Source organism: Peribacillus sp. NPDC096540, from assembly GCF_050278525.1.
In the GTDB taxonomy this organism is placed as follows: Bacteria; Bacillota; Bacilli; order Bacillales; family DSM-1321; genus Peribacillus.
Window position 1 is genome coordinate 1 of record NZ_JBNNTG010000005.1, and the last position, 12,951, is coordinate 12,951.

The following is a 12,951-nucleotide window of genomic DNA, read 5'->3' on the forward strand; positions in this document are numbered from 1 at the left end:
CGTTCTCCTCTGCCTGTAGTCATTTCATTGTACAAAAAAAGACCCTGTAGGGCAGCCACTTTTTTTAAAGTGTCTACTCTACAGGGTACAGTTTAGTCCTAGGGTCCCTTCGCCTTTTATTATGTTATATCGTTTCAGGAAGGATAAATCCGTTGGTTTCTTGAATGTGATATGGAAGGTAATGAATTGTAGAATGTGATCAGCGTTTTGGAAAAAGAGGAGGAATCTATTTATGGAAATATTTATTGATAAGCTAAAAGAACAAGATGCGGAAGAGCTATTTAAATTTGAATGCAATAACAGAACATTTTTTGAACAAACGGTCCCAAGTCGTGGAGATGATTATTATATCTTCGAAACGTTTAAAAATAGACATAGGGAATTATTAAAAGAACAAGCAGAAAATATCTCATATTTTTATCTCATTAAGAATGAATCAGGCTCAATTGTCGGAAGAATTAACCTTGTTGATATTGATAATACCAATGGTGTCGCACATGTGGGTTATAGAATTGGCGAGAAGTATACGCAAAGGGGAATAGCGAATAAAGCATTAAAGCTATTGCTAAACAAAGCGTCAGAATCAAGTGTAAACCAGATAGAAGCGAAAACAACAAGTAACAATATTGCCTCTCAAAAAGTTTTAGAGAGAAACGGATTTAAACGAATTTCTATTAATGTAGAACAAAGTGACCTCAATGGTCAAAAAGAAACGTTTATCCATTATAGCAGGGCCCTTTAACCGGTCATGATCTTTTAAACTAGAGTGTAGGAGCTTTCCGTCTTTCTACTTTTCCAATTGTGAAAAGATGGGAAGTATACTATACTAACGTTATATTTATTTGGAAATTTTGCGAAGTTCATAAATATGCCGCTGGGTGCCTTTGTGTGAACAAAGGGTAACAGGGAATCGGGTGTAAATCCCGAGTGGTCGCGCCACTGTAACCAAGAAGTTTTCTTTCAAGATGTCACTTGATGATGAATCAGGGAAGACGAAAGAAAATGATGATCTGGAAGCCAGGAGACCTACCTAGTGTGTATCGCCAATCATCCTTCGCTGAGAGGAGAGGTGTTCGAGAGGGAAAAGACTGACTGCAAACACAGTTTGTATGTCTTTATACTTATGCTCGTAACTCCATTCCTTGTAAAACGGATTGGGGTTTTTTTGTGAGTTTTTTTTTGAGGAGGATTTCATTATTGAGAGAGTTATTGCTAAGTAGGTCGTTGAAAGAGAATGTGGATGTACCACAAGAACCACAGTTTGAGAGGAAAGCCAAACGCCGGTTTCGATTTTTGTTACTTTTCTTGGTTTGCATCCTTTTATTATCGATTACATTTGCTGTAACCCTCGGCCCAGTTAAGATGTCGGCGATAACGGTTTGGAAAATTGCTATAGGTCACCTTCCGTTTATTGGTGATTATATAGACGTGAATTGGAGCCGATCCCAAGAGAGAATTATTTGGGATATCCGTTTACCCCGGGTCTTACTCGGAGCAGTGGTAGGAGCGGGATTATCCGTAGTGGGTGTGGTTATTCAGGCTTTGGTTCGCAATTCACTAGCAGATCCGTATATCCTGGGCATTTCTTCTGGTTCATCGGTTGCAGCAACCCTCGTTATTCTATTTGGAGCACTGCCTATTTTCGGTCAATATGCACTCTCGTTTGGTGCTTTCTTGGGTGCAATGGTCGCGATGCTGTCCGTTTATTTATTAGCTCAAGTAGGTGGGAGAATTCAAACGACAAGACTATTGCTTGCGGGTGTGGCTATTTCGATGATTATGTCCGCCATAACTAATTTCATTGTCACCCTTGCTCCAAAGGATTCTGGTATTCGTGAAGCGATGTTTTGGATGATGGGAAGCTTAGCCGGAGCCAAATGGGATTATATACCGATTCCAACTGTCGTGGTGGCCGTTGTTTCCATCTATCTATTAGTACACTCTCGCTCTCTTAATATCTTATTAATGGGAGAAGAAGTCGCAGTGACACTTGGCGTTAATATGGAATCCTTTCGTAAAGTGCTAATCATAATTACTTCCCTTCTTACAGGAACAATTGTGGCTGTAAGTGGCTCTATCGGGTTTATTGGTTTAGTCGTTCCCCATTTAGCCCGGCTAGTAGTGGGTACAGACCATAAACGTGTACTATCATGCAGTATTTTGATAGGGATGATTCTGGTTATTTGGTCAGACGTATGTGCTAGGTTGGTTCTTGCACCTCAAGAACTTCCGATTGGGGTTGTCACTGCACTTTGCGGCGGTCCATTCTTTATTTGGCTTTTGCGTCGAAGTTCGTATTCCTTTGGGGGTGGAGGCAAGTGAAATTATCTATTGAAGAAGTGTCTTATTCCATTCTGGAAACTACTATTATAGAGGATATTTCCCTGCAAATAAGTTCTGGACAGTTTGTAGGGCTAATCGGCCCGAATGGGAGCGGGAAATCGACTCTATTAAAAGCGGCTTCTCGAATTGCAGAGCCACACACTGGATCAGTTCACCTGGACGGTCAAAACCTATACAGGCTTTCACCGAAACAAACCGCTCGGGAAATGGCGGTTGTTAGTCAAGAAACATCCCTGACATTTGACTTTACCGTACTAGAAATGATTTGGATGGGGCGGCATCCTCATAAGCGGCTTTTTCAAGGAGACACGGAGAAAGACCGCCTCATCGTCAATCATGCGCTAGAACGTGTTGAAATGAAGGGGTTTGAGGACAGAAGTTTCATGAGCCTATCCGGTGGCGAGAAACAACGTATTCTCGTTGCCCGTGCCCTTGCACAGGAAGCGAATATCATTATCTTGGACGAACCAACGAATCATTTAGACATCCGTCACCAACTGCAATTGTTAGACCTTGTTAAAAAGCTGGATATTACTGTCTTTACCGCTTTGCATGATATAAATTTAGCAGCCATGTATTGTGATTATTTGTACGTCATCCAAAATGGGAGAGTGGTTGCCTTTGGAACGCCAGAAACGGTATTAACGGCAGAACTAATAAGAACGGTGTTTGGTGTTGAAACAGAAATCAGCATTCATCCAATCACGAAAAAGACACACATCACTTTTTTAGCCCATCTATAAGAGAAAATAAATTTGAGGAGAAATAAATGACTAGTTACCGAAAGATATGGTTAAGTATTAGTTTACTAGTAATGATGATGTTGGCCGCTTGTAATAGTTCTGAAGATGCTTCAAAGAATGACAAACAGAGCAAAAGTGGACAAGAAGATGTAGTCATCACAAACCTGGACCATGAATTTACATATAAAGAGGCACCAAAACGGGCGGTTACCCTAAATCAGCATGCGACGGAAATTATGCTAGCATTGGGTCTACAGGATTCAATGGTAGGAACAGCATATTTAGATGACAAAATTTTACCCAAATTTAAAGATGCCTATGAGTCGATTCCTGTACTTGCTAAGGAATACCCTTCAAAAGAAGTTTTCTTTGAAGCAGAGCCCGATTTTGCTTATGCTGGCTGGAAAAGTGCCTTTACAGAACAAACATTAGGAACTGTTCAGGAGCTTAAAGAAGCTGGTATTAATACATATATTCAAGAGTCCTCCAATACATCAACACCAACCATGAAAGATGTCTATAAGGATATTGAGAATATTGGGCGTATCTTTCATGTAGAAGAAAAAGCAGCAGAAGTCATCAATGAAATGAAACTGGAGATCAAGGAAACAACTTCAAAAATTGGTTCAGTTGAAACACCAAAAAACGTCTTCGTGTATGATAGCGGGGAAGAAGTCCCTAAAACGGCAGCTAAAAATAATTACATGACCGGAATCATTACATTGGCTGGAGGTCAAAATATTTTTAATGATATTGAAGGAGGATGGCCTGAGGTTAGTTGGGAAGAAGTGGTGGATCGCAATCCAGATGTTATAGTCATCATTGATTATGGTGATATCCCAATCGAACAAAAAGAAAAATTCTTATTAAATAAAAGCGAGCTTGCAGATGTACCTGCCATTCAAAACAAGGAAATAATCGTGCTTCCTCTTTCGGCGGGAGCGGAAGGAATTCGTGCACCGCAAGCCTTACAGACAGTGGCGGAAGGATTATATCCTGAAAATTTTAATAGCCAAAAAAGGTGAATGCTGAACAATGACCCGAATAAGGACACAAATGAAAAGTGTCCTTGTTCGGGTTTTATTTTTAAGGATAAGAGAAATAATCAGCACCGTTTAAAGAAATGCTGGAAGGAAAAATCAATCGGTTTCTTGAATGATTAGTAGGGAAGGAAATTGTAAGGAGTGTCGAGGGTGAATAATGGTTTAGCTGATACTTTAGAACAAACAGAAGTGGATGCCTTATATTCCCGGCTCACGGCTATTAAAGGAATAAGCGGTAATCCAATGGATGTTGAAATACAATGGTTTGGAAATGCCACAGCATTTTCTGTGAAAAAGATTCCAGGCCCTTCATTCAATACGGTAAAAGGTTTACAAGATGGTGATGAAATGGTTGTCGAAAGAATCGTGGAGTTTTACGAAAAAAGAGAGATTCCTGTGCGCTTCGAGCTGACTCCGGCACATGCTTCTCCTGATTTGATGGCATATCTAGCTAAAGCGGGTTTTAATCAGTCGGACTTCCATACGACTTTATATGCACCTCTTTCTCAAGAAATAGAGCCAATCGACTCCAAGATATCTATCCGCAGGCTGAAAAGAGATGAATTCAGTATATTTGCAGATATTTACACGCAGGGGTTTCAAATGCCAGCGTTCTTAAAAAGTGGAATTGCTGCCAATAATGAAATATTATACGACAACGAACATTGGACATTTTATCTTGCAAGTGTTGGAAATGAACCTGCTGGAATCGGTGTACTGTTTACAAAAGATGAAAGTGCAACACTTGCAGCTGCAGCTACCGTCCCGCATTTAAGAAATCATGGAGTTCAAACGGCTTTAATAAAGAAACGCTTAACACAAGCAAACTCCCTTCATTGTAAATTAGCCGTAGGGCAAGCCAGGTTTGGCAGTGTTAGTCAAAATAATATGGAAAGAGCCGGATTGAAGATTGCCTATACAAAAGCTATATGGACGAAAAAATAAGGGGAGCAGGAGATGAGCCAATGAAAAAAATGATAGAACATACAACATTGAAAAGAACGAAGCAGTCGATAGCAGAAGATTTGCGAAAGGTAGGAGAAAAAATTTGATAGAAGGTTTATATGAAGCCCATTTACCTGTCAAAAACCTAGCCATTTCAATGGAATTTTATAAGAAAATAGGCTTGAAATTGGCATGGAAGGATGAAGATACTGCCTTCTTTTGGATCGAAGAAAACAAAAGCTGGATAGGTCTGTGGGAGGGGGAAGAATATCAAACTCCCTATCACCCTTCACTCCGGCATATCGCTTTTCGAGTATCCTATGAAAATATGAAAAATGCTTTAACGTGGCTTCAATCCCTGCATATTAAAGTTGTGCCTTTTGGAAAAAGGGCATCTATTGAGCCTTTTGTACGCCCGCATCAAGGAAACGCATCCGTCTATTTTAATGACCCCGATGGTAATAGTTTGGAACTTATGTGTTCAATAGAAGTTCCTGATGCATATAAGCATATGATCAATAAACTTTCACTTCAAGAATGGGATGAATTACTTACTAAGTAACTAATTAATCTATTCATAAAGATGTTAATAATAAGGTGTTTTAAAATTTATAAACTAAAATCCAAAAGTTATATAAAAAGCTGATCGGCAATAACACCAATCAGCTTTTTCCTAGTGCTCATTCTTCTCGAATGACAAATATAACACCAATAAAGATTAATATAGTACCTATCCAAAAAGGCAAGCCAATTTGCTCACCTAGTAATAACCACCCTAAAAAGGTGCCGACTATAGGTTGGAAAAAGAAAAATAATCCGCCACTTGAAGCATTAAGTATTTGCAATCCGCGATTCCATAGTAAAAAGGCACATGCTGTCGAAATGACTCCCAAGTATAAAAGACCGCCCCAAATAGTTGGATGCATCATGGCTTGGAAGTCGAGTTTATCTAATCTAGTAATTGTAAAAGGCGTTAGTATGGCAATTGAAACAAGAATAGCATAGGTTGTTACCACAATTTGTGAATATTGCCCCGGGACACGCTTAATAAGAACAGACATAAGCGACCATGTTAGTGCTGCAATAAGTAACGATACCGCACCAAGTTGATTAGATGAATTGATATGCGCATTTCCTACTATTATACAGACACCAATTGTAGCTAGAATAATTGAAAGTGCTTTTTTAAAGGTAATTTTTTCTTTTAAAATGATTCGCGCAAATAGCACCATGAATGCAGGTGTTGTTGAAGTAATAATAGCACCCATTTGTGCAGTAGAGAGCATCGTACCAATTTCTTGGGTTACAATGGAAATTGTATTTCCAATAAGCCCAATCATGAAAATTAACAGCCAGTCTCGTTTTTCAATCCGCCATGATTGTTTTGTGACAATGCCAATAATTAGCAATGCAGCTATAGCAATAAGATAGCGGAACCATACTAATTCAAGTGGTGGAACAGAGTCTACCACAACCTTTACCACAACATACATCCCGCCCCAAATACTAGCAGCGAGTGATAAATATAAAGAACCTAATAAGGTGTTTTTCATTTTGTGCCCTCCGTTTTCTCTAGACAAATACTGCTGTCCTTAACGGAGTTGTAGTTTTCTACCGTTAAGGGAGAATAACTACAGGTACATCATTTTCAAATAGTGGTGAATACATCATCAAATTTCAGCTCACTTTCGTAATGTTTACTTTATCATACAATAATTGGTTAATTGAGTATATAACTGTTCAATGATTTGGAATCAAAAATTTAATGAATCAATCATAAAAGGGACCAAAAAATGGTCCCTTCAGACTGTATACAAACTCGATGAAAATCGAGTTTGTATACAGTCTTTTTATGGCTTGTACAATTTGAGCCTTGATAGGAACGTAGGGCACTCGCTTTCCGCGGGCGGTCCGGGAGCCTCCTCGGCGCCTTTGCGCCTGCGGGGTCTCCCTTGGACGCGCTTTTCCCGCAGGAGTCTCACACCTTCCGTTCCAATCCACTTTGTTTTAACAATTAGATATAACCGCTTTTGTCGACAAACTGAAGGGACCAAAAATGGTCCCTTTCCTAATGTTAAAATATAAAAAACGGGACCATTTCATTAAATCTTTAGCAAGTTTACAATTTCTTTCGCTTTTTCTAATTGAACCCCTTCAATGAAACTGCTATTTTTTCTAACAGCTGTACCAAAATGATAGTATCCAGTATTTAGTTCGGAATGGATAGAAAGGATATTATCTTTATTTAAGCCGCTGCCCACTAAAATCGAGATGTCGCTGCAGACTCTTTTCATTTGGTGGATGGTTTGCATACGACTGGAGAGATTCCCATGACCACCAGAGGTTAATATCGTTGTTATTTCCGGATACTGTGCCAGTATTTCAGCAGCTCGGACTGGATCAGGCGTATCATCGATAGCCCGGTGGAATGTAATCTCCAAACCTTCACATACTGTTAATAGCTCTTTGAGGGATAATTGGTTGATTTCATTTTTTTCGTTTAATACACCCAATACGACGCCGTTTGCGCCCAATGAACGAATAATGCTTATATCATTTTTCATAATATCTATATCATTTTGAGAGTAACGAAATGACTGGCTATGAGGCCTTACCATTACGTTTACTGGAATGTTTACGGAACTGACGACAGCTTCTATCAGGGCGTAACTGGGAGTTAAACCGCCCTCAGCTAAAGCACAAACGAGCTCGATTCGGTCTGCACCTGATTTTTCAATTAAAAGGGCATCTTCTATGGTTGTGGCAATAAATTCAATGTACATTAGATTTTCCTTTCTTAACAAGTTCTTTGGTATCCTTCATAGGAATCACAATATAAAAAGTATATCATTTTGTTGCTGTTGTTTATTTTTGGATAAAACAAATTAAGTGTCAGAAGAACAGTGACAATAAACTTGTTTATAAAAGAAAGTTTCATTACTTTTTCAAAAAAAAAGGGAAGGTTTTTAAGAAACGAAATCAGCTTTCTTAAACCATTGTAACTACAGTCACAATCAATTTTATCATGCGGTCTGCTTTTCTGTTAGATTGTTATCTCTATCTGATTTCCTTCAGGGTCACTTACTACGCTTTCATAATAACCATCCCCAGTGATACGTGGGCCATTCAACACAGGGTATCCTGCTGCTTTTAACATTTCTGTTAATTGATCGACATTCTCTTTGCTGCCCACAGAAAAAGCGATATGAGCATATCCGGTTATTTGGGTAGTCATTTTATCTTGTATTCCTTTCTGCCGCATAACTTCTAGACGTGCTCCAGTTTCAAAAGTTATAAAATAGGATTCAAATTGCTTTTCCGTATTACGGTATAAACGATTGGCTTGGCCTTTGAAGTACTGCGTGTAGAACGCACACATTGATTCCAGATCATTTACCCAAATAGCTACATGTTCAATTTTCATCATCTTCACCTTATTCGTTCATTTTCTCTTTATCAGTTTTCGTACTAAACAACTACTAATCTTTATTTTCATTTATATAAAAATAAGCAACGTTGTTATCAATGCAAACTCTATATCACTAAAGTACTTTTGAATTCGTATTTTTCCCCTTAAAAAAATCCTTCTTTTTCAATAAGACATTTAATTTTTCTGAACCCAATATCATTCCTGCAATAAAAACAACAATAAAAAACGGGAAGATTCCTATTGTTGAATGAGATGCAATGAAACCGAGAAGAGGAGGCATGAACGTACTGCCTGTATAGGCAACAGCCATTTGATAGCCCATAATTGTCTGAGAATGCTCCTTCCCAAAACGTGCTGGTGTTTCATGTAACATGCACGGAAATATCGGTGCTAATCCTAATCCAATCATGATAAAGCCTACAAGTGAGAAACTAGATGGCAATGGTAAGAATAGAAGTACCGCACCAACTAATGCTGTTATTTGCCCTACCCGAATGAGAGCATGGTTACTGACCTTTAAAGTAATAAAGCCTGTAATAAATCTGCCGATTGTTATTCCAGCGTAATATAGAGAAACCCATTGTGCAGCTACCGCTACGTGTAACTCCTTAACATTCACCAGAAAGCTACTTCCCCATAGGCCCATTGTTGCTTCAACACCGCAATAAAACAAGAAAGATATCAGAGCTAGCTTAACTCCTCTAATCTTCAATGGTTTTATATTTTTAGCATCTTCATCATAAAATACACTTTTTGAATCTTCCGGCTCTTCACTTAAGGTGACCTTGCTGCTTCTTGCGACCCTATTCCATAAAGGCAGAGTGAAGAAAAGGATTACAACTAATGCGAACTGAATTCCAGCAATAGCAAAATATCCATGTCTCCAAGAATTTTGCTCTGAAATAAACTGAGCCATAATGATGGGACCAAGTGTAGCCCCAACTCCCCAGAAACAATGTAGCCAACTCATGTGGTGTGCTTTGTAATGTGTAGCAACATAATTGTTTAATCCTGCATCAACAGATCCTGCACCTAATCCAAGTGGTATGGCACAAATAATTAACCAAATAAGCGATGGAGCAAAAGTGAAACCTAGCAGAGCCCCAGCAGTCATTAAGCAACTGACAAATGTAACATTCCCAGTTCCGAACCGTTTAAGTACAGTTCCGCTTGCTAAACTGGAAATAATTGTACCGCCTGCTATCGTCATAAAAAGCAAGCCAGCAGTCTCAAGCCGTGCTCCATATTCCAATTGCATCACAGGCCAGGCCACTCCCAACAATGAATCAGGTAAACCTAAGCTGATGAAAGCTAAATAGATGATTACTAAAAAGAATGTAGCCATATATATAACCCGCCTTTAATTTTTTTGCGGTGCTCCATTGTACTTCTGATTCGTTTTACCTGCTTGTTCCAGTGATCATGAGATCAAGTCCAAGATTTTGTAATCCATATAGATAGTCTTGTTTCCAATCACTCATTGTTATCTCTGGAAGATGTTCTACTGGGATATATTTTGAGCTCTCTATTACAATTTGATCTATTACTAGTTTGTTCACTTCATCATCGCAAAAAATAATCGTATGAGGGTTAATGATTGCTACAAACGTAGCTACTAAGCGACTGATCGCATCAATCTCATATTCTTCACGGATAGTTGCTTTCTTAGGTCCACTTCCATTATTCAAAGCTTGCAGAAAATTTCGGTCATCATACTGAGGGACGAATGAAACCTCACCCGAGAAAAAAGTACTTCCTCGTACCACGTCTCCATTTATCATAATTCCTGCACCTGGACCATTTTGACCGGAATACAAATAGATAAGAGATTGATTGTCAGTATTTCCTGTATTATTGTGATATCCAAGAACTGCAGCATTCATATCGTTCTCTACTACCACAGGTATAGAAAAACGGTCCTCATAGTATTCTTTTAAATTAAAATTTTGAAAATGCTCGTAGCCTGGTATATAAAAAATCCGACCATTATCAACCGAACCAGGGACACCAATTGCCATAGAACTGATCTTTGAATATTTAGCTATAATGTCTTCAATATACTTGGTTAATAATGTTAGATCATTATCTATTAATACACTTGACGTTTTTCCCTGTTCCTTCACTTCACCCAAACAATTAAAAATTGTATAATTTGTCTCTGTTCTCTCTAAAAATAGTGCCAAACCTAACATATGTTCAGGATTGTATGCATATCGTTTTGCTCTTCTTCCACCACTAGAATCATCGAGGCCGACTAAAATAAGTTCCCCATCCTTCTCCATCTGCGCTAGGAATTTACTTATTGTCGGGAAACTAATTCCTAATTTATGACTGAGTTCAACTTTTGTTGCACTTCCAAGTTCTAAAAGAGTTGTACGAATACCATGAAGGATAACCTTCTTCATAGATTTTGGAGTAACGAATAACTCATTCACAATATTCACCACCTAAAATAATAAACTTATTAAATATCTTTAATAAGTTACGATGATACTATATTATATACAAGTTTTGAAAATAATGGAAATTTATTATTTATACAAATACTAGCGTTGCTCTTTCTAAGTCTGGCCCAAAACACGAGTAACACTTATTCCGTAATACGGCCCGATTGTGGAGGGAAATCGTTCATTTTGTTACAAATAAATCATTCTGCTTGGCCATTAGCTTTTCATCTCAGGGATTATGCTTTCACTATCAACTATTTTTTATTTAGATTTATAATGAAACGAAATGTTCATTCAAACGTATAAAAAAAGAATATATTTAGAGAATGGTATATTGAAGGTTGCCGGAAAAATTAAATGAATATAATCATAACGGAGGTTATTTAATTGGATAAAGAAGGTAAGGAAGTATCGAAATCGAAGTTTTACAAAATAGGAATGGGTTTTCTGATTATTTCCCTTCTCACTTGGATCATTCCTGTAATAGCTCCTTTTACGCCTTTTCCCACTAAGGTAAAAGCGGGGGTCATAACAGGTGCGATCGTCTTTGCAGAAGTAATGTTCTGGGTAGGTGCACTTTTAGTCGGAAAAGAAGTAGCTGCAAAATTCAAAAGTTATTTAAACCCGAAAAATTGGAGAAAAGAAAAAGAGTAGCAGGAAAATGAAATACAAGAGTTGAGAAGGTAGTGTTAAAAAGAGTGAGGGAATTGATGTAGTTTTATAAAAAAGATTGATCATTTAAAACAAAGTTCGATTATTTATAATAAAGTTTGATTAAAATCCTTTGTTTGCAGGATTTTTTTCTTTAACTATCGCGGCAGTTTAGCTGCATAAGGGCGTAGTTTGGTCGAGCTGTGTAATAGATTACTATGTAATGTAAGTGAGATATAGAATAGAAAATATTATAAGATTACTAAAACCAATATTTATAGAGGGAGACTTTATGATGAATAAATTTCCAATCATAGAAACAGAAAGGTTAATTTTAAAAGAAGTGACACCAGAGGATGCTAACGATATGTATTAATACCTATCAAAATTGTTGGAGAAATTAGAGATGAATTTGATGAGGATGAAGTACCTGACATTCGTAAATTAAATGAGGAATATTTTATCTTAGACGCTAAATTACTGATCGAAGATGTTAACTATTTGTGATGATCATCATATTCAATATTTAGAAGTGAAAAAAATATAGAAATAATTTAAATCCTTTCACTTATGGCTTTATTTCTTTTACAAAAGTCTAAACAGGTGGCGTTACTCTTTTAAAAAGTGACGCTGCTTTTTATTAGGCTTGATGACAGGGTGCTTGCTGTAGACCGCAAAGTAATCGTAATAAAAGTAAACGGACAAGGAAAAAAATGCTCCTTATTTTTTTATTTCTTCAAGCTTTCTTCGATTGACTGCCCTATATAGAGAACCTTGAGATATTCCTGTTACTGCTACTATCTCTTTTATGGAATACTCTTTACTATCATACATCCGTAGCGCAACAGCAAGCTTTTCTTTATCTAATTTAGGTCTACCCAATTTTTTTCCACGTTTTTTTCCTAGGAACTTTATCATAATCATAGATTGTTGGAAAAACTGCCTTAAAGAGACGGCCATCTCTTTGAGGCCTTTTTTTTGCCTCCTCACGCCAGGAAATAATTTGCTTTTGTATATTGTCGCATGAATCCTATAATTTGTACCGCCATAATTTTTTCCTAAAATACTAAAATCCGCTGCCATTGAATATGGAAGCGGACAATATTTCAAGGCATTTCCTTGCTTGTGTTGGGATATGTGTCAAGAATCGCTGGGGAAATAGATGAAAAGGTTATCAACGAGACTCATGATACTGTGATGGAGGAACTGGCTCTGGTGAAAGGAGAATTAGCCCTAGCACGAGAACAGCCTCATACTTTACAAAAAGTCACAGACGAATTACAACAACATTATTAATATACTCCCGCTTAGTTTACTAGTTAAACTAGCAGGGGTTGTTGACTTTTTAT

Annotated in this window: 13 protein-coding genes, 2 pseudogenes and 1 riboswitch; of the genes and pseudogenes, 9 read left to right on the plus strand and 6 right to left on the minus strand. The window is 37.7% G+C overall.

What is annotated here, in order from left to right:
* The first annotated feature begins 232 nt into the window (after positions 1 to 232).
* The 6 genes from ACQKMR_RS06720 to ACQKMR_RS06745 all read left to right on the plus strand — a co-directional run bounded on the left by ACQKMR_RS06720 (position 233) and on the right by ACQKMR_RS06745 (position 5,636).
* Positions 233 to 742, plus strand: a complete 510-nt coding sequence (locus ACQKMR_RS06720) for a GNAT family N-acetyltransferase (RefSeq protein WP_427696596.1) — start codon at positions 233 to 235, stop codon at positions 740 to 742.
* 118 nt (positions 743 to 860) lie between these two features.
* A riboswitch (cobalamin riboswitch) is annotated at positions 861 to 1,048 on the plus strand.
* A 188-nt stretch (positions 1,049 to 1,236) separates the two neighbouring features.
* A complete protein-coding gene (locus ACQKMR_RS06725) occupies positions 1,237 to 2,322 on the plus strand; it encodes a FecCD family ABC transporter permease (protein ID WP_427696802.1) in 1,086 nt (361 codons plus the stop codon).
* The gene (locus ACQKMR_RS06730) at positions 2,319 to 3,086 is read left to right on the plus strand and encodes an ABC transporter ATP-binding protein (RefSeq protein ID WP_427696597.1); all 768 of its coding nucleotides are present in this window, start codon (positions 2,319 to 2,321) and stop codon (positions 3,084 to 3,086) included. Before ACQKMR_RS06725 ends, ACQKMR_RS06730 begins: the two co-directional genes overlap by 4 nt.
* 26 nt (positions 3,087 to 3,112) lie before the next feature.
* Complete coding sequence (locus ACQKMR_RS06735) at positions 3,113 to 4,111, plus strand: ABC transporter substrate-binding protein (RefSeq protein ID WP_427696598.1); 999 nt, start codon at positions 3,113 to 3,115, stop codon at positions 4,109 to 4,111.
* A gap of 168 nt (positions 4,112 to 4,279) precedes the next feature.
* The gene (locus ACQKMR_RS06740; protein ID WP_427696599.1) at positions 4,280 to 5,074 is read left to right on the plus strand and encodes a GNAT family N-acetyltransferase; all 795 of its coding nucleotides are present in this window, start codon (positions 4,280 to 4,282) and stop codon (positions 5,072 to 5,074) included.
* Positions 5,075 to 5,177: 103 nt separating this feature from the next.
* Positions 5,178 to 5,636 carry a VOC family protein gene (locus ACQKMR_RS06745; protein WP_427696600.1) on the plus strand — a complete coding sequence of 153 codons (459 nt, stop codon included), beginning with the start codon at positions 5,178 to 5,180 and terminating at the stop codon, positions 5,634 to 5,636.
* 118 nt (positions 5,637 to 5,754) lie between these two features.
* On the opposite strand, the gene ACQKMR_RS06750 is transcribed toward ACQKMR_RS06745, so the two are convergent.
* From ACQKMR_RS06750 to ACQKMR_RS06770, 5 genes are all read right to left on the minus strand, one after another.
* Positions 5,755 to 6,627 (minus strand): DMT family transporter, encoded by an 873-nt coding sequence (locus tag ACQKMR_RS06750; protein ID WP_427696601.1) that lies wholly within the window; start codon positions 6,625 to 6,627, stop codon positions 5,755 to 5,757.
* A gap of 549 nt (positions 6,628 to 7,176) precedes the next feature.
* Entirely contained in the window at positions 7,177 to 7,857 is a 681-nt protein-coding gene (locus tag ACQKMR_RS06755; RefSeq protein WP_427696602.1) for a copper homeostasis protein CutC, read from the minus strand.
* A gap of 260 nt (positions 7,858 to 8,117) precedes the next feature.
* On the minus strand, positions 8,118 to 8,498 hold the full coding sequence (locus tag ACQKMR_RS06760; protein ID WP_427696603.1) for a VOC family protein: 381 nt from the start codon (positions 8,496 to 8,498) through the stop codon (positions 8,118 to 8,120).
* A gap of 118 nt (positions 8,499 to 8,616) precedes the next feature.
* Positions 8,617 to 9,849, minus strand: coding sequence for an MFS transporter (locus tag ACQKMR_RS06765; protein WP_427696604.1), 1,233 nt, complete (start codon positions 9,847 to 9,849; stop codon positions 8,617 to 8,619).
* A 55-nt stretch (positions 9,850 to 9,904) separates the two neighbouring features.
* The gene (locus ACQKMR_RS06770) at positions 9,905 to 10,939 is read right to left on the minus strand and encodes an ROK family protein (protein ID WP_427696605.1); all 1,035 of its coding nucleotides are present in this window, start codon (positions 10,937 to 10,939) and stop codon (positions 9,905 to 9,907) included.
* Positions 10,940 to 11,338: 399 nt separating this feature from the next.
* On the opposite strand from ACQKMR_RS06770, the gene ACQKMR_RS06775 reads away from it, so the two are divergent.
* Complete coding sequence (locus tag ACQKMR_RS06775; protein WP_427696606.1) at positions 11,339 to 11,605, plus strand: transporter suffix domain-containing protein; 267 nt, start codon at positions 11,339 to 11,341, stop codon at positions 11,603 to 11,605.
* 381 nt (positions 11,606 to 11,986) lie between these two features.
* Positions 11,987 to 12,109: pseudogene (locus tag ACQKMR_RS06780) on the plus strand (hemolysin family protein); the annotation flags it as partial.
* A gap of 213 nt (positions 12,110 to 12,322) precedes the next feature.
* Here the strand turns inward: ACQKMR_RS06780 and ACQKMR_RS06785 are convergent.
* Positions 12,323 to 12,502 (minus strand): annotated as a pseudogene (locus tag ACQKMR_RS06785) (helix-turn-helix domain-containing protein); the annotation flags it as partial.
* 237 nt (positions 12,503 to 12,739) lie between these two features.
* Between ACQKMR_RS06785 and ACQKMR_RS06790 the strand changes: the two are divergent.
* Positions 12,740 to 12,898 (plus strand): hypothetical protein, encoded by a 159-nt coding sequence (locus ACQKMR_RS06790; RefSeq protein WP_427696607.1) that lies wholly within the window; start codon positions 12,740 to 12,742, stop codon positions 12,896 to 12,898.
* Positions 12,899 to 12,951 lie beyond the last annotated feature (53 nt).